The organism is Jezberella montanilacus (assembly GCF_003003055.1).
GTDB classification, from domain to species: Bacteria; Pseudomonadota; Gammaproteobacteria; order Burkholderiales; family Burkholderiaceae_B; genus Zwartia; species Zwartia montanilacus.
In genome coordinates this window covers 230,525-252,680 of sequence record NZ_PVTV01000015.1, presented here as the reverse complement: position 1 = coordinate 252,680, position 22,156 = coordinate 230,525, and the positions used below count along the sequence as shown (strand labels likewise).

At 49.7% G+C, this 22,156-nt stretch carries 22 protein-coding genes; 8 read left to right on the top strand and 14 right to left on the bottom strand.

Annotation, left to right across the window (positions count from 1 at the left end):
- Positions 1-386 precede the first annotated feature (386 nt).
- The 4 genes from BCM14_RS11890 to BCM14_RS11875 all read right to left on the bottom strand — a co-directional run bounded on the left by BCM14_RS11890 (position 387) and on the right by BCM14_RS11875 (position 3,685).
- Complete coding sequence (locus BCM14_RS11890) at positions 387-1,202, bottom strand: hypothetical protein (RefSeq protein ID WP_106228240.1); 816 nt, start codon at positions 1,200-1,202, stop codon at positions 387-389.
- Between the two features lie 167 nt (positions 1,203-1,369).
- Positions 1,370-2,218 (bottom strand): hypothetical protein, encoded by an 849-nt coding sequence (locus BCM14_RS11885; RefSeq protein WP_106228239.1) that lies wholly within the window; start codon positions 2,216-2,218, stop codon positions 1,370-1,372.
- A gap of 14 nt (positions 2,219-2,232) precedes the next feature.
- Positions 2,233-2,835, bottom strand: a complete 603-nt coding sequence (locus tag BCM14_RS11880) for a transcriptional regulator (RefSeq protein WP_106228238.1) — start codon at positions 2,833-2,835, stop codon at positions 2,233-2,235.
- Between the two features lie 49 nt (positions 2,836-2,884).
- Entirely contained in the window at positions 2,885-3,685 is an 801-nt protein-coding gene (locus tag BCM14_RS11875; RefSeq protein WP_259673587.1) for a TIGR04255 family protein, read from the bottom strand.
- Positions 3,686-4,798: 1,113 nt separating this feature from the next.
- On the opposite strand from BCM14_RS11875, the gene BCM14_RS11865 reads away from it, so the two are divergent.
- Together BCM14_RS11865 and BCM14_RS11860 are read left to right on the top strand one after the other, a co-directional pair.
- Entirely contained in the window at positions 4,799-5,053 is a 255-nt protein-coding gene (locus BCM14_RS11865) for an AbrB/MazE/SpoVT family DNA-binding domain-containing protein (protein ID WP_106228236.1), read from the top strand.
- Positions 5,050-5,388, top strand: coding sequence for a type II toxin-antitoxin system ChpB family toxin (locus BCM14_RS11860; protein WP_375318481.1), 339 nt, complete (start codon positions 5,050-5,052; stop codon positions 5,386-5,388). The genes BCM14_RS11865 and BCM14_RS11860 overlap by 4 nt, the downstream gene beginning before the upstream one ends.
- 109 nt (positions 5,389-5,497) lie before the next feature.
- On the opposite strand, the gene BCM14_RS11855 is transcribed toward BCM14_RS11860, so the two are convergent.
- Positions 5,498-6,502 carry a Bug family tripartite tricarboxylate transporter substrate binding protein gene (locus BCM14_RS11855; protein ID WP_106228234.1) on the bottom strand — a complete coding sequence of 335 codons (1,005 nt, stop codon included), beginning with the start codon at positions 6,500-6,502 and terminating at the stop codon, positions 5,498-5,500.
- 282 nt (positions 6,503-6,784) lie between these two features.
- Between BCM14_RS11855 and BCM14_RS11850 the strand changes: the two genes are divergently transcribed.
- From BCM14_RS11850 to BCM14_RS11820, 6 genes are all read left to right on the top strand, one after another.
- Complete coding sequence (locus tag BCM14_RS11850; protein ID WP_106228233.1) at positions 6,785-7,588, top strand: SDR family NAD(P)-dependent oxidoreductase; 804 nt, start codon at positions 6,785-6,787, stop codon at positions 7,586-7,588.
- 27 nt (positions 7,589-7,615) lie between these two features.
- Positions 7,616-8,497 (top strand): HpcH/HpaI aldolase/citrate lyase family protein, encoded by an 882-nt coding sequence (locus BCM14_RS11845; protein WP_106228232.1) that lies wholly within the window; start codon positions 7,616-7,618, stop codon positions 8,495-8,497.
- Complete coding sequence (locus BCM14_RS11840; RefSeq protein ID WP_259673586.1) at positions 8,494-9,495, top strand: tripartite tricarboxylate transporter substrate binding protein; 1,002 nt, start codon at positions 8,494-8,496, stop codon at positions 9,493-9,495. Before BCM14_RS11845 ends, BCM14_RS11840 begins: the two co-directional genes overlap by 4 nt.
- Positions 9,496-9,500: 5 nt before the next feature.
- Positions 9,501-10,697 (top strand): CaiB/BaiF CoA transferase family protein, encoded by a 1,197-nt coding sequence (locus tag BCM14_RS11835; protein ID WP_106228231.1) that lies wholly within the window; start codon positions 9,501-9,503, stop codon positions 10,695-10,697.
- A gap of 8 nt (positions 10,698-10,705) precedes the next feature.
- Positions 10,706-11,599, top strand: a complete 894-nt coding sequence (locus BCM14_RS11830) for an amidohydrolase family protein (RefSeq protein WP_106228230.1) — start codon at positions 10,706-10,708, stop codon at positions 11,597-11,599.
- Between the two features lie 373 nt (positions 11,600-11,972).
- Complete coding sequence (locus tag BCM14_RS11820) at positions 11,973-12,593, top strand: carboxymuconolactone decarboxylase family protein (protein ID WP_259673585.1); 621 nt, start codon at positions 11,973-11,975, stop codon at positions 12,591-12,593.
- A gap of 114 nt (positions 12,594-12,707) precedes the next feature.
- On the opposite strand, the gene BCM14_RS11815 is transcribed toward BCM14_RS11820, so the two are convergent.
- The 9 genes from BCM14_RS11815 to BCM14_RS11775 form a co-directional block, all read right to left on the bottom strand.
- The gene (locus BCM14_RS11815) at positions 12,708-14,222 is read right to left on the bottom strand and encodes an FAD-dependent oxidoreductase (protein WP_259673584.1); all 1,515 of its coding nucleotides are present in this window, start codon (positions 14,220-14,222) and stop codon (positions 12,708-12,710) included.
- A complete protein-coding gene (locus BCM14_RS11810) occupies positions 14,149-15,552 on the bottom strand; it encodes an MmgE/PrpD family protein (RefSeq protein ID WP_259673583.1) in 1,404 nt (467 codons plus the stop codon). The genes BCM14_RS11815 and BCM14_RS11810 overlap by 74 nt, the downstream gene beginning before the upstream one ends.
- A 7-nt stretch (positions 15,553-15,559) precedes the next feature.
- Positions 15,560-16,243 (bottom strand): ABC transporter ATP-binding protein, encoded by a 684-nt coding sequence (locus tag BCM14_RS11805; RefSeq protein WP_106228227.1) that lies wholly within the window; start codon positions 16,241-16,243, stop codon positions 15,560-15,562.
- 29 nt (positions 16,244-16,272) lie between these two features.
- On the bottom strand, positions 16,273-17,031 hold the full coding sequence (locus BCM14_RS11800; RefSeq protein ID WP_106228226.1) for an ABC transporter ATP-binding protein: 759 nt from the start codon (positions 17,029-17,031) through the stop codon (positions 16,273-16,275).
- Position 17,032: 1 nt separating this feature from the next.
- Positions 17,033-17,905 (bottom strand): branched-chain amino acid ABC transporter permease, encoded by an 873-nt coding sequence (locus BCM14_RS11795; protein ID WP_106228225.1) that lies wholly within the window; start codon positions 17,903-17,905, stop codon positions 17,033-17,035.
- 28 nt (positions 17,906-17,933) lie between these two features.
- A complete protein-coding gene (locus tag BCM14_RS11790; RefSeq protein WP_259673582.1) occupies positions 17,934-18,842 on the bottom strand; it encodes a branched-chain amino acid ABC transporter permease in 909 nt (302 codons plus the stop codon).
- Positions 18,843-18,915: 73 nt separating this feature from the next.
- On the bottom strand, positions 18,916-20,076 hold the full coding sequence (locus tag BCM14_RS11785) for an ABC transporter substrate-binding protein (RefSeq protein ID WP_106228223.1): 1,161 nt from the start codon (positions 20,074-20,076) through the stop codon (positions 18,916-18,918).
- A 14-nt stretch (positions 20,077-20,090) separates the two neighbouring features.
- On the bottom strand, positions 20,091-20,765 hold the full coding sequence (locus BCM14_RS11780) for an isochorismatase family protein (protein ID WP_106228222.1): 675 nt from the start codon (positions 20,763-20,765) through the stop codon (positions 20,091-20,093).
- Positions 20,762-22,153: a dihydroorotase gene (locus BCM14_RS11775; RefSeq protein ID WP_259673581.1), complete on the bottom strand. Its 1,392-nt coding sequence runs from the start codon at positions 22,151-22,153 to the stop codon at positions 20,762-20,764. Before BCM14_RS11775 ends, BCM14_RS11780 begins: the two co-directional genes overlap by 4 nt.
- Between the last annotated feature and the right edge of the window lie 3 nt (positions 22,154-22,156).

Here is a 22,156-nt window from a genome sequence, read left to right as displayed (position 1 = left end):
CATGCAACATCCGCTAGAGTGGCAATGCCTTCACGGACACCAATGGCTGGCCAGACCATTAAACATAGCCAATGGTACTTGGTGCCCACATTGCAGTCGAAATCACCCTCTTACAGTCGTTCAAATGCGAGAACTAGCAGCCAAGAGGGGTGGGCAGTGCTTATCAGATAATTACACGAACGCACGCACGAAGTTACGCTGGAAATGCGCCCAAGGGCATGAATGGGATGCGGTTCCTCACTCGATAAAAGCTGGTACCTGGTGTCCTACTTGTTAACGCATATGTTGTTGACATTAGTTAAAAAATAACAAGGCGGAGCAGACTACGCACGCTGCAATACATGATCTCGTAGGACAACTATGAGTTCTGACAACGGCACTCTTCACTAGCAAACACGTTCAAGTTTTTTGAATAACGGTTCTAGGTGTTCGATGGGTGTAGCCGCAAGCGAGCAAGTCTTGGTCGAGCTGGCCCATAAAATAGCGGTGATCCGCGAGTCCTCAGCGCTCCAGTGCTTTTCTTGCATTGTTAGCTCCTGGTAACGTGTATTCCACACTAGAGATCCGCTCATACCCTCCGCTAGTGGTAAGGGGGCAGGCCTCCCTTCGAGTTGATCAGCGTTCATCGGATTGAATGCCATACAGATGTGAAATCCGTCAATAACTTTAGGATTTTCGGAGTCCAAGGCAGGGTCGTACGGCACTTCATGAACAAAAGCGCCTGTTCCAGGGATGATGTGCTCACCAAACGCTGTTTTAGTGTCGATCGCGGCAAATCCATAAATAAATAGATATTCACCCTCGACCGGCCTATGCGATTGTGAAAGCATTTTTCGATCAATACATTTTGCCCTATGCGAAATAAGATGCCAGCTGTTTTCTGAAAGCGGAGAAGCTGCTGCATCAACCGGGTAGGGCATACAGTCAAATGAGTTTGCAATAGATAGCCCTTCTTCCGCATCAAACTGCGTAAATCCCAAGGTGCCAAGTTTCTTTCTGGTTGCGACATGGTCACATGTCAAAATATAACGCTGGTTATTAAAAGTGATGAATGAACCAGTGCCGCAATGATCTCCGGGCGGTTTACGATCGTCCCCAGGTTTGACTAGCCCTATGGCGGACATATAAGGCTGAACGTAGTCGATCATTTTTTGTAAAACTATTGGAAAATTTTCTTCTGACGCAGGGAAAGATGTTTGCATATTGAGGAAAGGGTGTTCAAAAGGGATGGAAATTTTTTCTAGGCTTAGCGATGAAAAGGGTAGCGATCTTCGTCGTAGATCGAATATTTAAACCACTAAATGGGTCTATCGCAACTGCATTGCGCCGAGCCCTCCTGATTACTAGCTGCCTGGGTAGTGAAGCGAGTCTAAACGGGAGTCGCACCAGTAGGAAGAAAATCGCCCATTGGCTCTTCACTTAAACTGATATATTCGAGCCGCCATTGGTCTACTTTAAGTAGATCTGCCAGGGAGATTAATGTGTCTGCAACTGCGTTGCTTGCGCTCAATTCGATCTCTGTTGCATACTCAGGAGCTCCATAGGCTGAATCGAAGAGCGTGCGGAGTTCTCGCGCAACTTTTTCAGCGCTTCCTCTAGCTTTCGCTCCACCTTCGGTGGCGTTATAAACAACTGAGATCGATAAGAAATAGGGTGCTCCGTGCTCCAACTCAATGGCTCTGTGCTCACCAAGATCGAAGAAAAGTGCCACTAAGTACGATGACTCCGGTTTTAGGATTTTTGCGATGTGATGTTCCACAGACTTTTTGCCAACGATCTTTCGTAACCGGTTCTCGAACGCATTGGGGAACGTGGGACGCCCATATCGAGCTGCCAGCCACTGTTTTAAGGCGCGCTTCTCGTCAGCATGCAGAAGTAGATTTATGTCTCTAGTCGTGATCTGGGCGAACTTAGCTTTGTTTATCTGCTGTCGATCAATATGACGAAGCTCAATAGTCATGTCGGGACGCTCGTCGGATACGTATGTCAGATGCAGTCGACGAGGGTTCCTTGCGTGCGTAACCATCGGATCGCGAGTTGGAATTAGTGAGCCCACAATGACCTCGACAAATAGCTCAGTATCATTGGGTAAGTCGCAATCGTGAGAGATCAAGACAACGCGACGATTTGAACCGAGACGTTCAACCAATTCCAGTGAATAGGCGACTTCGTCAGAAAGCAGGTCTCCCTGGCGCCATTCGGTATCCCTTCCTAACATCCACTGCTCCTATTTCACACGCTCTCAGAGGAGCCGGGGATTGAAATGGAGGACTGCCAATCGCTGGAAGGTTTGGATTTGGAGGTCGCAAGGCCAGACTGCTTATACGAAGCCTCCATCGCCTTGGCCTCGCTAATCAGGGCTGTAACATGCTCGCTGCGATTCTCGCCTGACTGAATCAGATCCATCAGGGATCGTCCGGCAAAGGTCTTCATCTTTATTAAGGCCCCTGCACGAGACACCCCCGCTGCCTGAAATGCATCAGCAATTCTGCTCAATTCAACAATTCTATTGAGTTTGTCTGGCTCAGGAGTTGAGTCGCCAGAGAGCCACTTGTAGATGGCTTGGCGAGAGACGTCAAATAGGCCGACTAAATCTGTAATGGCCGGGTTCAGAACGTTGCGGATACTTTCGATATGCTCGGAAGCCGTCCTAACATCGAGGCGTTCAGTACCGCTGGTCGATGCAACGGCAGCATCGAGAATAAACGGCACCCGAGGCTGAATGTGATGTCGCCAAGATTCAGTACGGTCGAGCCCATAAACACTGCCGGTGCCAGCCAATATCATGCCCATCACCGCGAAAACAGTCTTTGCTGACGGCCAATCTTGCTGCATAGGCCGAGTCGAAATTGGAATAGAGTACATTTTTTTGTATAAATTTATCTTATGCCCAAACTGCGCGAGCGTGATCTTTAACGGTGGCATCGAACACTAACTTCATCGTCGCGTGAAGAGAGACCAATTGCTCATCTATTTTTTCGAAATCTAGAGACATTCGTCCTTCAACAAAGTGATCTGTGTCAATTACCGCATGAGGCGTTGCGTCTTTAATGTCAAACTTAGGCATTGGAATGAGGCCGCTGGGCAGCATGTCGGGCGGATAACCCAGAGGTGAGGTCATTCGGTGAACGCGGGCCACCAAAGTTCCTCGGGTGACGAGAGGGGCGGATTGGGTCTCGAAAACTGACTCATTTAGTGCGTACCTTTGCGTAGCACCAAAGTGAACACCAAGTAACCCATCGGCTAGGTACTGTTCAATCGTTTCATCTGATTGTGGCAGCACTGCGTCAAGATAGCGCAGGCCCAGCCTGCTGATGTGTTCAAGACCGACAACTTTATGCACAGCTTTTAGCCCGCGCAATAGTTCTGGGATGAACTCTTTGCTCGTTTCGTAGTGGGTCGAGTGGAAGGTAATCGAAGCTGCACTCAAGATAAAGCCTGAAGCGCGATCCCCCTTCGTTATAAGCCAAGACGTGGTGTGCGCAACCTGTGGTTCGCTTGAAGCTTGGCCAGGCGCTGCAGTAAGTTGTAGGTGGGCGACTTGGTGTGGCTCGAAGGAAGTATAGCCATCGCGCCGAAGAATATCCTGCACCTCTCCAACGTACTTAGCCATAGCGGCGACAGGGTTGAACTGTGCTTGTGCCAGGGCGTAGTACACGGGGGCATTGGCCATCTTCTCGCTCACAGCTTCACTCCTCTGGTTGTGGGCGCACGAAAAAGCGCCTAGTTGACATCCTGGTTGTCAGTTTACACGTTGGTTGACATTGGTAGCAAGCTTAGGATGTGGGTGGGATCAAAGAACGGGTCCGATCGTGAAGTAACCAACGGAGTTTTTATGATCTCATTTAATTTTTTGGCTTCGCTGTTTGTTATTACCCAGGGCAGGGTAATAACGATTATTCTTGCAGCCTGCGATTTTGCTATATCCAAAAAACTTGGCGTAAGCGTGTAAGAACGTCATAATGTTAGCTTGCAGAGCTCTGCTTTAAGCCAATTGACTAAGTTAATTCTGCATGTAGTCGTGCCCTGACCTGTGGCCAAAACCGCACCACAAATGCTGAAATAAGCACTCAAAAGGGCATAAAAAGGAACGAATACACTCGTGTTTTAGAAGCGACTATCTCTCTAAGATCATGATTTTCAAGTGTATTTTATTTATTCCTATTTATAGCTAGTGCGACTGTTAATCCGCAGGTCCCTGGTTCGAGTCCAGGTCGGGGAGCCAAAATTATTAGGTATGTACCGAACACATGGTTTACATATCGTACCGGTCACATAGTTAACACTTTGGGGCCAAATGGGTTCTCCAAGGCTTGTACTCTGTGAGACTCCAAATCAAAGTATCCCATATCGTATTCCATAAAACTCACAAGCCACACGTCGTCTTCGACCTGACGTAGGCCTACGTCTTGCCCCGCAAAGACCGTACTGAAGTGAATCTTTTTACCGTCAATACAGATTCGTCCGCAGTTCGTGATGGTCACCGTTTTATCGTGTAACGGGTAGGCATGGTAATCGTCCCCCAGGTTAACCGGGGATAGAGGTAGAATTTTCCCACTTCTTTTAAGGTTTATTTAGTCAGCAGTGGTCGTCGTCACGTTGGTGACGTGAGGCGTTTGGTGAGGGTTGCCTTGGCTGCGTCAAGCTTGCGCTGCAAGTCATCGATAACGACAACTAAATAACCAGCTAACGGGAACCGAAATCTATTCGACCACGGCGCATAAAAGTAATACATTGTTTTACATTTTAGGTCTTATGATGATAAAATTTGTGTATCAATAGTTAGCTGGAGGTTTTTGTGGAAATCGTACTAAAAAAGATGGGTAACAGCACGGCACTCGTCATGCCACCCCCCGTGCTGAAAGACCTGGGGTTGAGTGTTGGTCATCACATGACACTGAACACTACGCCCGATGGCAAGATCGTTCTGACTCCTAAGCGCAGGTATGTATTGGCCGATATGATTTCTCAGTGCGACTTGAAGGCGCCAATGCCAGCAGACCTCGCATTGTGGGATGTTGCCCGTCCTGTCGGGCAAGAAGTGCAGTGGTGAAGGTTTTTGAGAGAGGGGATATTGTCAACGTTCCTCTGGATCCGACTGTCGGACATGAGCAGCGTGGCACTCGACCAGCCCTTGTGTTGACGACCAAAGAATTTAACAAGCTTGGTGACGTCTTGGTTGCCCCAATTACTCAAGGTGGCGATTACGCTAGGTATGCGGGGTTTGCCGTTACGTTAATGGGCATCGGGTGCAAGACCAAAGGCGTTGCGCTCTTGAATAAGATTCGCATGCTTGACCTCGCTGCGCGTAAAGCACGCAAGATTGAAAGTGTGCCTCAAGTCGTGCTCGATGATGCGCTAGAGCGACTGCAAGCCATCGTCGAGTAGTTCGTTTGGTCTGGGAAACGCAGCCGCACTTGCAGACAATGCCCACAAAACCAATCCTTGTGTTTTGACACATGAAAACTATGTAAGTTTGCTGCGTGCTGCCTATTAATTAATCGGCACGTATATTGTTGCTTTTAACCAAGGCGCTCCATTGTTTGATTTCACCTTGCAAAAACGCTGCAAATTCAGCTGGCGTATTGCCTATTGGATCGATACCCAAGGACTTCATTCTACTTACGACAACTGGATCACTAGCTGCTTTGTTTATCGATTCGGCAAGTCGATCAATGATTTGTTTTGACGTTCCTTTGGCAACAAAAAATCCGTTCCATTCGACCACGATGAAGTTCTGAAATCCCAATTCCACGAAGGTTGGTACGTCTGGTAATGCGTCCATACGTTTGGGACCAGTCGTCGCAAGCGCTCTTAGCTTGCCAGAGCGAAGATGTTGTAGCGCTGTGATTGGATTAGAAAAGTAACCGGCGAGTCGGCCTGCTAGAACGTCGGCAATGGCTTGTGCGCCACCTTTGTAAGGCACGTGAACCCATTTCATATTAGCGTCACGTTGTAGTAATTCGGCAGCTAGATGCGCAGCACCGCCAGCGCCATAAGATCCGTAATCTAGTTTATTCGGGTTGGCTCTTGCGTAATCGACGAGATCTTTTACCGTTTTGAAGGGGCTATCTTGCGGAACAACCAAAATCAGAGGCATATTGATTGCCTGGGAGACCGGTAGCATATCTTTGACAGGATCAAACGGAAGCTCTCTCATAACCGCATTTACGGCATAAGGGAACGTATCGTAAAAAACCGTATAACCGTCAGGAGGGGCCTGTAAGACCGCCATGGCACCCACCACACCACTTGCTCCGGGCTTATTCTCAATAATGATAGTTTGCCCTAGGTCGGTCGACATCGGTTGAGCTAGCATCCTGGAGTTAGTGTCTGCACCGCCGCCTGGGGTGTAAGGCACGACCAGTTTAATCGGATGATCGGGATAGACGGCTCGGCTGTCCGCCCCATGAACCGGGAATGTCATTGCGACGAATAGACCCATCGCGACGGTTTGTCTGTAAAGATGATCGCGGAAAAAAGCCTTGGATTGGTTAAACATGCTTGTCTCGTTGTTATTTGTCGGTTGCAATTAACGAAATTTAATCGATTCTGATTGTTCGATCCGGTTGAATTTTAACCACCTGGAGGTGAGCCGGATTAAAGTTGACAATTACCGGATGTACCAAAGCTGGCTGAAGCTGGGGTGAAAGGCTACGATGTACTGCCTTGGTACGGCAGGGTCGCGCCAGCACATACACCGCAAGAAAAATGGAAGCGTGTCATCAAAGATGCTCACGTTAAAGCTGACTAGTTATTTCAATAGTCAAGAAAAAGGAGCAACATGAATCACTCAGGACGCCTCGAAGGAAAAGTGGCAATAATCGTAGGGGCTGGCCAAGAGCCAGGCGAAACCATAGGCAATGGCAGAGCCGTATCGGAAAGATTTGCAGAAGAAGGCGCAACACTGCTGCTTGTGGACATCGGACAAGACCGAGCAGATGCAACATTTCATGCTGTAAAAAAATATGGCGGTGTGGCTAGCACAATGACTGCCGATATCACTAATGAAGAGGACTGCAAACGAATCGCAGCGACCTGCCTAGAGCGCTATGGACGCATCGATATCCTACACAATAACGTTGGCAAGTCAGAAGGTGATCGAAAAACGGTCGACCTAGACGTCAAGGCGTGGGATGACATTATGGGATTAAATCTGCGCGGAATGTTCATGACCTGCAAACATGTTTTGCCGGCTATGATTAAACAAAAAGCTGGAAGCATCATCAACATTTCTTCGACATCTTCTTTGGCGGCACGGCCTACGTTGACGTACAAAACGAGTAAAGGCGCAATCAACACCATGACACAGCACATTGCCATGGAAAACGCTGCTTTTGGAATTAGGGCAAATGCGATTCTGCCTGGCTTTATGGATACACCGATGGCAATCGAGCGCCGTGCGAGAGAGACCGGCGTTACGCGAGAAGAAATCCGTGCAGCTCGCGATAAGTTGGTGCCAATGGGCTACATGGGTACCGCTTGGGACGTTGCCAACGCTGCTGTATTTTTCGCCTCAGACGAATCAAAATACGTCACTGGCGTGTTAATGCCAGTTGACGGAGGACTGCTCATCAAACGCGGCTAACAAAACAACTTTAGGTATACAAAGAAAATGCGTAGCAAACTATTTGTCCCAGGATCGCGACCCGAGTTATTTGAGAAAGCTTTGTCTAGCGCCGCGGATGCGCTGTCATTCGATTTAGAAGACGCCGTTGCTCCAGCCAAAAAATCAGAAGCACGCAATAATCTCAAGGTCTTCTTCGAGTCAGCTGCGGCAATTGAAAGTAAGAAAACCCTTATCGTTCGCATTAACGCTATGGACACGCCTTACTTTCAAGACGACATCGCTCAAGTTGTTCAAAAGGGTGTCCAGATAATCAATTTGCCAAAGCCTGAGAGCATTCAAAACGTCCTGGAGACGGTAGGCGCAATCGAACAAGCAGAGCAACGTAATGGCGTGAACATTGACGGAAATTCACCAATACGTCTTTTACTTAACATTGAAACACCGCGCGCGCTGCGCTTAGCCTATGATTTGGCGAGCGCCCATCCTCGCGTTTGCGGCCTGCAATTGGGTCTGGCGGATTTGTTTGAACCACTCGGCATTTCAAGACAATCAGCCCATGCCATTGAGCACACCATGATGCAAGTCAAACTGGCGGCAGGTGAAGCCGGTATAGACGCATTTGATGCAGCGTATGCGGACATCAAAAATACCGATGGATTCATCACCGAAGCTAAAATGGCTGCAAGTTTTGGGTATACAGGTAAAACCTGCATCCATCCTAGCCAAGTTGAAATGGCTAATGCGGCCTTTAGACCTGACGACGAAGCCATTGCTCATGCACTTAAAGTGTTGGAAGCCGCTAAATTGGCTGATAGTCAGGGAATTGGAGCCTATGTAGTAGACGGCAAGATGATAGATCCACCTTTTTTCAAAAGCGCACAGAAACTTGTGGCTTACTCAACAAGACTGGGCTTGATCAAAGCATGACGAGTGAACCTCGCATGCGTTTATTCCGTCTAGTAGGCGGTATCGTTGCCGCGCTGTGCTCAGTGTCGATCGCAATCCCTCTTTGCGCATACGCCCAAGACCTATACCCGAGCAAACCAATCACAATCCTCGTAGGTAGCGCACCGGGTGGCTCAAATGACATTTTCGCGAGGACCTTGTCAAAAAGACTTCAGGATGAACTAGGTCAACCTGTGATTGTCGAGAACAAGCCAGCAGCCGGAGGCATACTCGCTAATAACCTGGTTGCGCGAGCAGTGCCTGATGGCTATACATTGGTGTTGCTATCTTCGACATTCACTACCGGAGCCGCGATCAGGAAAGATTTGCAATACGATGCAATCAAGAGTTTTAAGCCTGTCGCAATGATCGCCAAGGGGCCTTTGCTCGTCACAGTCAATGTAAATACTCCTTACAAATCCTTAACCGAGCTGATTGATTTCGCCAAACTCAATCCTAAGAAGGTGAACTACGGAACATCTGGTATTGGTAGCATTAATCAATTTGCAACGGAGGCATTCTCCCAAGCCGCTGGCATCCAGCTCACTCACGTACCTTACAAAGGAATGGGTCCCGCAGTCACTGATTTGCTTGGAGGACAAATCGATATGATCGTAGCGAGTGCACCGTCCTTATTGTCTCAAGTCAACACAGGGAAAATTCTGGCTTTGGGTGTGACAAGCAAGGAACGCGCCCGAGCGATGCCCCAATTACCAACTTTGCAGGAGGCTGGGTTAAACGGCAGTGTGGTCGATCTATGGTGGGGAGTGCTCGCTCCAGCAAATACACCTGACGCTATTGTTGAGCGACTTAATCAAACGATTAATAAAATCATGTTAGAACAAGCTATGCAGAACTTCCTCAATAAAGAAGGCGCACAAACGGCGACTATGACTAGCGAAGCTTTTGCAATCTACATCAAAAACGAAATCAAACGCTGGCAAGTAGTAGCTCACCAAGCGAATATTCAACCTGAATAAGCATCATGACAGTAAACTCATCAGATTCAATAGATCACCAGTCCGTCATTCCACAGCGCAAGGGCGCCAAAGGCCCCTTAAGCGGGATCAGAGTGCTGGATCTGTCTGCCTACATCGCAGGTCCTTACGGATGCGCGTTGCTAGCCGACCAAGGCGCAGAAGTCATCAAAATAGAACCGCCGATTGGAGATAATCTGCGCAAATATCCATCCTCGCTGCATCCCGAAAGTCGTGCGTTTCTCGGAATGAACCGCAGCAAGCTTGGGATCATGTTGGATTTGAAGCAGACACAGGATCATGCCGCCTTAATCGAGTTAGTCAAAACTGCTGATGTCCTCGTACATAACTTTAGGCCCAGCGTTCCAGCAAGGATAGGCATCTCGTACGATCAACTTAAAGCCATCAATCCTCGACTCATCTATTGCGCAGTCAGTGGCTACGGCGACACTGGCCCATTAAAAGATAAAGCAGGATTTGATCAAGTACTGCAAACCATGACGGGAATGTGTGTGTTGCAGGGTAAGAAAGACGGTCCACCAGAAATTCTCTATGGATCAATCGTTGATTACTATGCCTCCGCACTCGTTGCTGGTTCGGTATCGTCCGCCTTGTATGAGCGCGAGCGCAGCGGGCAAGGACAATTTGTTGGCGTTTCGTTGCTTGCTGCCGCAATGACGTTGCAATCTGGCCGTCTCATTTGGGCTGAAAATGAAGGGCGAGACGTTGGTCGCGACATGAGATCTGGCGGTATTACCGGGATTCACCCTACCAAAGACGGTTACTTATACATTTCTGCAAACACCCCGCATTTCTGGACAGCGCTATGTGAAAAAACGGGACTTCACGAGCTTGCCTGTAACGAGAGATACGACAGTGTAAAAAAACGAGCCATCCACCACGCTGAGATTGTTCCGCAATTACACACCGCTTTAATGCGTAAATCAGCGCTTGAGTGGGAATCTCACTTTGGTGAAGAAGTGCCCTGCTCCGCAGCACGAACGATCGAAGACATGTTTGACCACCCTCAAGTTCTTGATCAAGGAATGATTGCCACCTACCATCATCCTGTCGTTGGTAACTTCCGCGGATTGAGCCAAGCCATCAAGTTTGGCCGAACCCCAGGACCTGAACCTTTCGCGGCCCCCACACTGGGTCAGCATACGGATTTAATCAAAGCTGAAATCACTCGTTTAAACCAATAGACTCAATCATGAATACGATTCCGCACTCTAGCGGCACTGACAAACCTAAGCTCAAAGTACCTGCAAACGCCTGTGACTCTCATATTCATTTGTATGACCCCGCCTATGCTTCACCGAATGCGCACGGCATGCTATCGCAAGCGACTGCAGCCGAATACAAACTTATTCAACAACGCCTCGGAACCACGAGAACTGTTATTGTGAACCCACGCGCTTCTCAAACAGACAATCGCGTCACGTTGATGGGTATCGAGCAACTCGGTCGGCAAAATACCCGTGGAGTGGGCGTCGTGAACACCAGTGTGACAGACCAAGAGCTGGCAATCATGGATGATGGTGGAATTTGTGGGATTCGCTTTACGCTTTACAACGCAACGAATGCCCCCGTCACTTTTGAGATGGTCGAACCGTTAGCACGGCGAGTTCATGAGTTAGGCTGGCATATTCAACTTCATTGGACAGCGGATCAAATTGTTGAACATGAAGCACTTGTTAAACGACTGCCAGGCACCATCGTATTTGATCACTTGGCACGTATACCTCTGCCCATTGGCATCAAACATCCTGCGCATCGTATCGTCACTGAATTATTACAGTCGGGGCGTACCTGGATCAAACTTTCGGGCGCATATCTAGATTCTCAGTTCCAAGCGGACGGGTTGTATCGCGATTTAGATCCTATCGCACGCAGTTACGTTGCAACAGCTCCAGAGCGAATGGTGTGGGGCAGCGATTGGCCTCACCCTACCGAGACATCAAAACCTGATGATGCAAATCTCATTGACTTACTAACTCGCTGGACTGATACAGCAGGACAAATTGAAAAAATTCTTGTGAGCAATCCTGCCACACTATACGGATTTGAAGGGATGAATTTATCCGTCGCTACTTTACAGATGTAAAGCAAATAGATCTCTCAAAGATATCTCATTGTGAGGATCTGATGACAGCACGAGCCATGAGCAATCAAATCGCCTTTCGCTATCGCAGCATAGATAGCGCCGCAGTTTCACGTGAACGTCGCGTACGGTATGAGCCAGCGGATCACCACTCTTTATAGTGGTGAGTTTTCGATTCTGCGTGAACGTAGTCCGACGGCTTATCAAACAGCCGGGTTGAGCTACGATACCTAGTTCAATTTGAAGCAAGCGATCGATCTGCCGTACAACACGGATTGGTTTTCGCTACCACCCGCATTGTGACGGTCCGATAAAACCGGACAGGTCACGACAACTAATTTCTCACAAAATAATGTTGTTTAGCTTAAGATTTGTCTTGGCGGGTGCACTAGCGCACCCACTGAGCCTACCGCGCTCTCAAACCCCGCCCACCCCAGGCGCCCCAAAACGCTTTCCACAAATCACGCTAGAGCAAATCGCGCCCGAAGGCCAGCAATTGGCTCAAGACATTATCAAACTCTCAAGCGTTGGCTTGGCTGGGCCTTATAACGTTATGTTTAGAAGCCCTGTGTATGCTGATCGACTCAATAAGCTGCTTGATTACTTGCGTTTCAATACCTCATTGCCCACCCGCTTGAACGAATTTGCCATCATCATTCAAGGTAATGAATGGAAGTCCCAAATTGAGTGGTTTGCGCATTACCCCCTGGCGCTCAAAGCGGGGCTGCTACAACAGATTGCAGACGATGTGAAAAAAGGAGTTCGTCCTGCAAACATGAAACCAGACGAAGAGGTAGTCTATGACGTCAGTATGGCTCTCATTCGCACGCATAACGTTCCAGACGAGTTATTTAACAGAGCCAAAGCTATTTTGGGAGAGCAACAACTCGTTGACTTGGTTGCGGTCAGCGGCACCTATGTCGGGGTAGCCATGCTGCTAGCTCTTGGTCAGGAGATGCCGCCTGAGGGAAAGCCTTTGCCGTTTCCGGCTAATTAGACTCAACTAAATCAAGGGTGAAAGAGGGGGTCTGTACCGCAAACATCGTTTGCGGTTTGAAACGGTCGAACGGGCCTCTTTCGCGCTCACGCGGCCGGGTCAAAAAAGGGAGTGTTACTGAGCAAGATTGAGGCCAAGCTCTTGAACGGCAGTGCGACCGCTTACATAACCCAAACCGATCGCCGTGAGCAGGCCGTTGCCCGAGGCATAGCCAGCAGCGCCTGCTCGGCCGCTGATGCCACCTGCTGCCCCGCCGCCAGCAAAGAGATTGGGGATGCGGCTGCCATCTCGCCTTAAGACATGTCCAGTCGTATCTATTTTTAAACCACCTTGCGTGTGGAACAGGCCTGGTGTGACTCGGCAGATCCAGTATTTTGTTTGCAGGGGAGCCAAACCGAATTTATTGCGACCAAACCTGTCTGCTGCCTTGCCATCCGCAGCCTGGTTGTAGCTCGCAAGTGTGTTGGCTAACTTATCGACTGGCAAATTAAACAGTGCGGCGAGTTCTGCTGTACTCGCCGCTGCTTTGATGCCACCGAGTTCGACCAGATCCCTGAATTCATCTTCCTTATCCGCGATGGTTTTGATTCGATCATCAAAAATGGCAAATACTTCAGTTTGCTGTTCAAGTACGAGGCGGGCATATCCCGAATAGCCGATATCCTCGTTACCAAAGCGTTCACCTTGCGAGTTCACTAGAACCCCGCCTTTTTCCAACGTAGTCCATGACAGCAGTGAGCCGTGGGGATAGGCAACCGCTGCATAGCCTTGGTAGGCAGCCATATTGGCTAAACCAGCACCAAGCGCACGCCCCCATTGCACGGCCTCCCCTTGGCTGCCCAGCGCACCAAAGTACTCGGCCCCCGCAATTTCAGGACAAAATTCTTTGACCAAATCACGGTTTGCAGCAAAACCATTGCAGGCCAGAATCACTTTGCTGGCTTTAATGCGCGAGGACTCTACACCTTTACCAGCAATCAAAGCACCGATCACATCCCCGTCCGAAGAAGTCAGCAGTGATTGCACTGGGTTACCCACAGCTAGGGCAATGTCCCGCTTAGCGACACCAGCCAGCAGATCGTCCATCAGGTCTTGACCGCGACGTGAAGCGGGCGCGTGCAAACGTGGGACAGAATGGCCGACGTGGCAGTAATCGGTGATCAGGCTCATGCGTGCCGGTACAGAATCTACCAACCACTCGCAGAGCTCAGCGGATATCCTCGACAGGTAGTCACTGACCTGACTGAGTTCATGTTGACCAGCAATCCTTTCAAGGTCAGCGATCATGATCTCGGGCGAGTCGATGATATTTGCAGCTTTTTGAAAGCGGCTACCTGCTCCGGGGATAGATCCCGTGCTGAGCGCCGTGTTACCACCTGGCTTGTCACGCTTCTCAACGATTGCAACCTGTGCACCTTCGTCATGCGCGGCAATGGCAGCAGCCAGCCCACAGCCGCCTGCACCGATCACCAGTACGTCGACGTTCATGTCCCATTGCTTATCAACAGCATCCATCTGTTCGTTCCCGACACGTGCTTGAAATTCTTTGACTTGTTTACGCGAGATTAAAAAATTGATCAACAACCGCTCGCCAGGGCTTTGCCAGCGCAACACAATCGGACTCGCCATTGCAATCTGAGTGAAGCGCTTGCATTGTTCGAGTCAGGCCTGGAGCGGTTGAAGACGACAACTCATCAATCTTTGCCCAAAGATCTTCGTTGCTGAAAGGACGATCAGGACCGCCTCGTGCACTCAGGCAATTCGCGCTGTAGCGATGGCCATCGGTGGTGACCAGCGTCAAGAAAGCAGGGCGGTCTTGCGGCCAAGGCAATGGTTTATCGGTTAGTTGGATTTCAACTTGTTGTCGCAAACGCGCGACACGCTGATCGCTTATCGATTCGGTACCAAACGCTTGTGCCCCACCGTGGCCGTATACCAATGACGCAGCCAGAGCGTGCGGCATCGAGAACTTGGCCCCAAGCGTGGTTAACGGTTCCTGATTATCTAATGACACACCAAGGCTATGAGTCTTGAGCTCGATCTTGATGACATCTGCACCGCCTTGCAGTTCTGGGTGAGTAAGCAAAATTTCACTCATCGCTTCAATTGATGAGTGAGCATATTGGCAGCATGCGTAGATCTTATGGTATCCCGAGCTAACTGCCCAATCAACACCCAGACCAACGGTCAGCTCCTGAATGTGGGCCTCACTCCCCAGCGTCTCGTGGTAGACATCGTGGGGTGTTTCTGCCAACCCGGCTATACCTGCCTCAGCCCATTCAATCGCTTGAAAGCTATTGAAGATACCTGCAGCAGCCCACGCGTTACGAATCAGTGCGCCACGCAAAGCCTGGTTGTATGGCCCAACAGCACCCAAAGTGCTGGCGTTTGATAGGGCATCGAGCATTTGCTGGGCTGGTAAGCGACGTAAAAAGCCAATGGCTGCGGTTGCGCCAACAGTGTTAAATAAAGCGTGTGGGTGAATGGTCAGAGTGCTAAAGCGCCACGCTCTGGCAAAGCGAGCGGTGACTTCGTAGGCGAGAGTACTGGCACGTATTACCTCGGCAGTCGACAAATTTTCACTCTCGGCAAGCGCCAGCAAAATCGGCAGTGTGTAGAGGCCAGCATGACATACTGCTTTGCGATAACCCTCATCAAGTTCGTTCCAACTGGCAGCCAGTGCATTAGCCAGAGCAGCTTGTAGCGGGGCTAATTTTGCTCGATCTTGCCTAAACAGCGAAGCGGATCCGGAAGGGCCACGGGCAGTTATCTTTGTTTGAGCCGCTACGATTTGAGGTTCGTTCTCAGCCGATATGATTGCCGCCAGATCGTCAGCGATGATCATCAGCGTTTTTTGACGAACGTCGACAGGGATGTCACTTAATTCCTGACGTGCTGCCCAAGTAACCAATTCTCGTAATCCTTGTCCAGCAGCCTCACGTGGTGTCATGTTTTTCATAGAAATTTCAAAATAAATGCCAAAGGTTATTTTCTTCAAGTAGTTGCTTGCTGGCTCCATCAAAAATGACTCGTCCTGCTTTGAGCACGATGGCGCGCTCAACTTCTTGAAGTGTCGCTTGAACGTTTTGTTCGACGATCAGCACGGTTGTGCCCTCACTTTGATTAATCGTCCGCACTGAACTCAGTACATCTTTAACGACGATAGGGGCCAGGCCGGTGGTGGGTTCGTCGAGCAGTAGTATTCGAGGGCGCGTCATCAACGCCATGCCCAGCGCTAACATTTGCTGTTGTCCTCCGCTCAACGACCCGGCCTGCTGAAGCTGACGCTCTTTAAGAATTGGAAAAATCCCATACACCGATTCTGCATAAGCCGTGTCATGCATCAATCCGGCGATCCGCAGGTTCTGTTCAACGGATAACTCACGAAAAACATTGTTGCCCTGCGGTACAAAACCGATACCACGACGCACGTTGAGGTGAACCTGGCCAGCAAGAATCGCGTGCTGATGGTAGTGAATGGTTCCGTCGACCTGCGAGACATCGCCCACTAAGCTCTTAAGCAAAGTTGTTTTGCCCGCCCCATTGTGGCCGAAGATACCGACCCGTTCGCCATCAGTGATCGTCAGTGAAAGCTCGTGCAAGACCTGAAGCTTACCGTAATAAGCATTGACGTTTTCTGCTTGAAGCACTGTCGCTATTCCTTCTGGTTAAACGCCGCTTATGTGCCGAAATACAGGTCTGCCAGCGTTTTGCTGGAAAGCAAGGTCTGGACGCTACCTCGTTCAAGAATACAACCGCGAGCCATAAACACAGCGCTGTTACACAAGTCTTTAATGAAAGAGACGTTGTGCTCAACGACACAAATGGCACGTCCCGCTGCAGCTTCTTCTCGCACGATAGTTTTCATGGTTTCGTACGCATTCCCCTCAACGCCTGCCATCGGCTCATCGAGAAGCAGGCAGTCGCCATCGTTCATCAACGCGCGGGCTAAACCCACCAGCTTTTGTTGACCAAAGCTAATGTCGCTAACGTTGGAATGAGCAATCGACGTGAGATTCATACGGTGCAGGATGCTCATGGCACGCTCACATAGAGCTTGCTCTGCAGAGTTGATTTGTTTGGTACGAAAAATAATTTGAGAAATTTTTTCACCCGGATAGTCACGCGGTGCTACCAGAATATTCTCGAGAACAGTCATGCTTGCAAATAAACGCATGTGCTGCCACGTTCTGGCCACTCCAAGGCGCGCTCGCTGATACATAGGCAAACCATCTAGAGGTTTTCCCGCGACCGTGATAGTGCCCGAGTCCACCGGATAGAGACCAGAGATCAGATTAAACAGGGATGTTTTGCCGGCACCGTTGGGTCCGATTAATCCGAGAATTTCGCCGCCATGAATATCGATGGATATATGATCTGCAACCACAATTCCGCCAAAACTCTTGCATACAGTGTTTAGGGAAACCAGGGTAGTCATTTCAAGACTTCCTTTGTGCTTGGCGTTGGGCAGGCGCAATCAGGCCTTGTGGTCGCCAAAACAGAAAAATGATGACGAGTGTTGTGAAAATCACACCTTGTAGCGGTGCCATCACACTGGGCGGCAAATTCATAAAACTGATTGCCTGCGGTAACAGAAGCAGTAGCACCGCACCCACCACTGGGCCGAGGTGTGAGCCCATGCCACCAACAACCACCATCGTCAATAACATTGCTGATTGTAAAATCTCGAACTGATCGGGACTGACGTACTGGTAGTAATAGGCATAAATACCGCCAGCAATTCCCGCGAAACCTGAGCCAATCGCAAATAATGCGAGTTTAATCATCATTGCATTTCTGCCCAATGCGGAAAACGCCAGTTCATCATCACGCATCGCAGAAATGACACGACCGTAGGGGCCAGTCAAGAGCCAGCGGATCATCAGCACTACCGCTAAAGCAACGGCACAGGAGGCGAAGGCAAACACGGCACTGCGTGAGGGACCTTCCACTACATTGGGAATATTGCCTAGGCCACTGGCACCACCCGTAAAGCCCAAATGCTTGATGACTTCTAATAAACCCAACTGAAAGCCGATACTTGTGATGAGCAGATAATCACCCGAAATGCGCAGCGAGGGCAACGAAAGCATCATTGAAGAAAGAAATGCAACGCTACCTCCAGCTAACACGGCTAGCAGCGGATGAACTTCAAAGTGAATGGCCAATAAGCCAGTCGTGTAGGCACCCAGCGCGAAAAAAATAGGATGTGCAATGCTGATAAGTCCCCCAAAACCGATAATCAGGTTAAAGCTCGAACTAAGAATCACATAGATCCCAATCAGCACCGCTAATGAGACGAGATACTCCATATTCAGAAACCTTTCTGGATTGCGCAGTTCATTGCGTCTTGCGGATAAGTGTCAATTGCTTGAGCTTTTTCAGACTCACACCTTGAGGAAAGAACAAGATCGTGACAAAAAGAAAAACGTAAAGGATCAATCCTTGCCATTGTGACGGTATGACAAAAATACTCAGGCCCTGAATAAGTGATAGGGCAACAGCTGCCAGCGCAGCACCAAAAATATGACCCATACCGCCCAATAGGGTTGCGATGACCGCAAACAGCATCATTTGCAGAGGGGTATTAGGGATCACGGATGCACGCGTTCCAAATAGATACATGCCAGCTGTGATCAAAATAGCTGAGATCACAAACGTCGTGACGTATGCGCGTTTGACACTGATGCCATAAAACCGAGAGAGTTCTGGATTGTCGGCAACGGCTGCCATGAATTGGCCATCACGCGTTCTACTGATGAACAGGTAAAGGGTTAACAGCAAGACGGCAGTTACACACAGAGCCTGGATATCCCAGTTGCTGATCACAATGCCATTGATGATATTGACCCCTGACATGATGCTTTGCGTGAGAGCAACCGGCTCCGTGCCAAACATCATGGCCAATAAATAGGCAAGAAACTCAGAGACCACTAAGGTGAAAATAAAGAAAGTCAGATTCGGTGACATTCTGTTGCGAAGTGTCTGTAGGCCGAAGCGGTCCATGAACACGCTCGCTGCAATCGTGACGAGTAGCCCCAGAGCTGCCGATGCCAGAATGGGTAGCCCCAGCAAGGCATGTAATGCGTACATCGCATAAAACGAAAGAGCCATGAGCCCAGCTTGCGCAAAGTTCCAGACCTTGACGACTTTAAGCACGAGCGAAAATGCAACAGCAAACAGAACGGCGTAGGTCGAGGCGGATAGCCCTGTCCAGAGAATCTGTACCAAAATACTGATATCAATCACAGCAGTCCTTCGATTGACGGTAGATCGGTCACGGCACCGCCAAGGCAACCGTGACCAAATAAGGCGAAGGTTCTTACTTAATGGTGGCCAGCGGAACGAACTGGCCCTTGTCTACCGTCAAGAGGTAAACGGGTTTGTTGACGCGATGGTCTTCACCAACTTGTAGTCCACCGGTCATGGGTAATTCAAAGTTTTTGACGGTAATCAATGCTTTGCGCATGTTTTCTCCTGTGGCTGGGAGTTTGTTTTGCTCTAGCCATTTGTAGAGCTCTGCAACCAAGTACGGACCGTCATACAGGTACTGGGTATAAGGCAGGCCATTAGGTACCCGTTTTTCAGTGTCTTTCCAGCGTTGAATAAAGGTCCCGACATTTGGGTTGTCAGAGACGCCGGGTGCGAGCGACGTTACGATCAAACCCTCGGCCGCGGTGCCAAGCTGTTCAATGATTTTTGGGTTGTAGCCGACTGAGTATGTAGATACGCGCTGCTGCAGACCGAGCTGACGCATCTGGGCAATCACTTGCGGGATATCTGACACCAGACCCTGAATGTGGATCATATCCGGATTGGCAGCTTTGACTTTTAGCAGCGCGCCGGTAAATTCAGTTGCCTTGGTGTCGTAGGCTTCATAAGCAACGACTTTTCCGCCCGCTTTTTCGAATTCGCTTTTGTAGATGGCAGCGCCTTCAACACCGCTATCGTTATTGATGTACATGATCGCGGCTGTCTTTTTGCCCAACGTGGCGAAGGTGTATTTGGCGAGGCCACTGACATCGACCTCTGCAAGCGGGAACGTCGTGTATACGTAGTCGCCTAACTTGGCAATCTCGGGCGAGTTTGCACCGACACTTAACTCAAGTACTTTGTCTCGATTGGCGATCGGCGCTACGGCTTTGACCACTGCGCTCCAGGCGGTGATGAAAACTGGCACGTTGTCGACGCTGGTCAGGCGTTTGACCGCATTGATCCCCAACTGTGGATCAGCCTGGGTATCCAGCACAATCATTTCTAGCATTTTGCCGTTGACGCCACCCTTGGCGTTGATGTCGGCAACCGCCCACTGAGACGCTTTGACTTGATCAGCACCATACAGTGCTTGTGATCCAGATAGAGGCATGGCGAGACCGAATTTCAGAGTCTCTTTGGCTTGCGCGTACGCGGCGTTTGATAGTGTCGCGCTACTGATCGTGATTGCTAAAAGCGCCAGAATAGAGCGTCGATTAAAAAATTTCATTTTTTCTCCAAAGCCTAAAGTTTTCTCAAGGTTTCTACAATATCACTGGTTGAAGACACATCGGCATATTTTTCTGACATATCAAACAGATTCACGGCGTGTGACACTCGACTGCGGTCGTAGACAGCATCGTGAGGGACCAGAACTTTGAAATTCAGCGAAAAAGCGTCCACTACACTCGAGCGCACACAACCACTGGTGCTACAGCCTGTGATGATAAGGGTGTCCGCCTGAAGGTCGATCAGGTGGCTTGCCAAGGCAGTCGCAAAAAACGCGCTGGGATGTTTTTTAGGAAGCAGAACGTCGCCCGGCCTTGGTGCGATTTCTTCAACGAAATCGTAGCCGTGCGTGGGGATATTCATGATGCCAGGTATTTTCTCGGCTAAACGTCCGCCTTCATTTTTATTCTTGGGTGCTACGTGGGGATACAGCACTGGCCAGCTATTTTTGCGAAACGCATCAAGCAGTATCTTGATGTTAGCCACGGCATCCCATGCTACGTCGCCACAACTGGTGGGGAATTCTTTAATTGCTTCATAGAACGGTCGCGGTTGCGTGCCTGTCGTTCGATACTGGACATCGATGATCAGCAGAGCAGGGCGCTTACCCACACCAGAGGGGCGACCGAAACCCGCTGCACGATAGGCGTGCTGCTCTTCATCACTAATAATGCCATCCCAGGGTTTCATAGGCTTGCTCCTTGTTGGGGCTGAGTCAGTGAACGAAAGATATAGGTACCATAGCCCGCTTGTCCAGTGATTTTGCCGTTGGCCATCACAGTTTCACCGCGTACGATTGTCTGCACTGGCCAGCCTTTGAGCGTCATTCCTTCGTAGAGGCTGTAATCCGAATAAGAACCGAGTTCAGCAGGATTGACGACGCGAGATAAATTGAGATCAACCAGTGTCAGGTCGGCATCCGTGCCAACAGCTAGGCTACCTTTATTTGGTGCGACATTGAAAATCCGTGCCGGTGCCTGCGTAAGTACCTCAGCGATTCGACGCAGACTCAAGCGACCTTTGTGATAACCCTCGTGCAGCAGGACTGGGAGAATGGTGGCTGTTCCGGGGAATCCTTGCGAGGCAAGCCACATGGGTTTTTCTTTAGTTGCGCGTTTGCGTGGGCAGTGGTCAGAGCCGACTACGTCGATCGAGCCATCCCGCAAGCCTTCCCACATGGCCTCAACGTCATCCGCGGTTCGAAACGGAGGATTCGCTTTGCCCATGCCACCTAGGTCGGAGTCCTCGGTGTGGGTGAGATAATGTGGGCAGGTTTCTACAAAAACCTTGTTGTATCGGCCGCGCCATTTACGGACCTCGTCCAGTGCCATGCGTGTGCTGATGTGTGGAATATAGATTTGTGCGCCCAGGTGTTCAGCAAAATACATGGCGCGCACGCATGCCTCGGCCTCTGTGAATGCAGGCTTGGCGAGCGACCAGTCCTTTAATGTCGACCCGCCGCCAGCTTGAATTCGACTTCGGATACGGTTGACGACTTCGATGTTTTCGGTGTGGCAAACCACTTTTACATCTCCGAGACTGGCGGCTTTGGTAAGCAGATCGAACAGATAGCCGTCATCTGTGCCATCCAGACCCAGATATCGCCCCTCTTCCCCTTTAAAGTTCATGAAGTATTTAAACGACGTCACGCCATAGGTTTTGACGTAATCGTCTAACTGATTGATGTGATCCTCGTTTGCCGTACTGAAATGAAAGGCATAGTCGACGTAAGCTCGGGTTTTTGCATAATCCTGTTCGCGCTTGAAGACATCTGCATAAGCTTCATTATTTAAAAAATATCCGAGTACCGTTGTGAAACCACCCTGGGCAGCATAGATGGTCTCGGTCTCGTATTCGGTGATTTTCTCGCCAAAACCGAAGTGCACGTGCGCATCAATTAATCCCGGAAACACGTGCAAACCTGTCGCTGACTTGACGGGGATGGATGTATCGACTGGTGTGCCAGGTGTCAGGTGAGCCGCAATTTTTCCGTCCTTGATCAGCAGGTCCATGGGGGTGCCGTCTGAGCTCGCATCAACGAGTATGCCGCCCCGTAAAAAAAATTCGGGTGTATTCATAGT

Excerpts from the sequence above, each read along its gene's own strand:
- BCM14_RS11850 (WP_106228233.1), top strand. The coding sequence starts at position 6,785 with ATGAATCACTCAGGACGCCTCGAAGGAAAAGTGGCAATAATCGTAGGG.
- BCM14_RS11880 (WP_106228238.1), bottom strand. The coding sequence starts at position 2,835 with ATGCAGCAAGATTGGCCGTCAGCAAAGACTGTTTTCGCGGTGATGGGC.
- BCM14_RS11890 (WP_106228240.1), bottom strand. The coding sequence starts at position 1,202 with ATGCAAACATCTTTCCCTGCGTCAGAAGAAAATTTTCCAATAGTTTTA.
- BCM14_RS11835 (WP_106228231.1), top strand. The coding sequence starts at position 9,501 with ATGACAGTAAACTCATCAGATTCAATAGATCACCAGTCCGTCATTCCA.
- BCM14_RS11815 (WP_259673584.1), bottom strand. The coding sequence starts at position 14,222 with ATGGCGAGTCCGATTGTGTTGCGCTGGCAAAGCCCTGGCGAGCGGTTG.
- BCM14_RS11810 (WP_259673583.1), bottom strand. The coding sequence starts at position 15,552 with ATGAAAAACATGACACCACGTGAGGCTGCTGGACAAGGATTACGAGAA.
- BCM14_RS11800 (WP_106228226.1), bottom strand. The coding sequence starts at position 17,031 with ATGACTACCCTGGTTTCCCTAAACACTGTATGCAAGAGTTTTGGCGGA.
- BCM14_RS11830 (WP_106228230.1), top strand. The coding sequence starts at position 10,706 with ATGAATACGATTCCGCACTCTAGCGGCACTGACAAACCTAAGCTCAAA.
- BCM14_RS11840 (WP_259673586.1), top strand. The coding sequence starts at position 8,494 with ATGACGAGTGAACCTCGCATGCGTTTATTCCGTCTAGTAGGCGGTATC.
- BCM14_RS11785 (WP_106228223.1), bottom strand. The coding sequence starts at position 20,076 with ATGAAATTTTTTAATCGACGCTCTATTCTGGCGCTTTTAGCAATCACG.
- BCM14_RS11795 (WP_106228225.1), bottom strand. The coding sequence starts at position 17,905 with ATGGAGTATCTCGTCTCATTAGCGGTGCTGATTGGGATCTATGTGATT.
- BCM14_RS11780 (WP_106228222.1), bottom strand. The coding sequence starts at position 20,765 with ATGAAACCCTGGGATGGCATTATTAGTGATGAAGAGCAGCACGCCTAT.
- BCM14_RS11775 (WP_259673581.1), bottom strand. The coding sequence starts at position 22,153 with ATGAATACACCCGAATTTTTTTTACGGGGCGGCATACTCGTTGATGCG.
- BCM14_RS11845 (WP_106228232.1), top strand. The coding sequence starts at position 7,616 with ATGCGTAGCAAACTATTTGTCCCAGGATCGCGACCCGAGTTATTTGAG.
- BCM14_RS11855 (WP_106228234.1), bottom strand. The coding sequence starts at position 6,502 with ATGTTTAACCAATCCAAGGCTTTTTTCCGCGATCATCTTTACAGACAA.
- BCM14_RS11885 (WP_106228239.1), bottom strand. The coding sequence starts at position 2,218 with ATGTTAGGAAGGGATACCGAATGGCGCCAGGGAGACCTGCTTTCTGAC.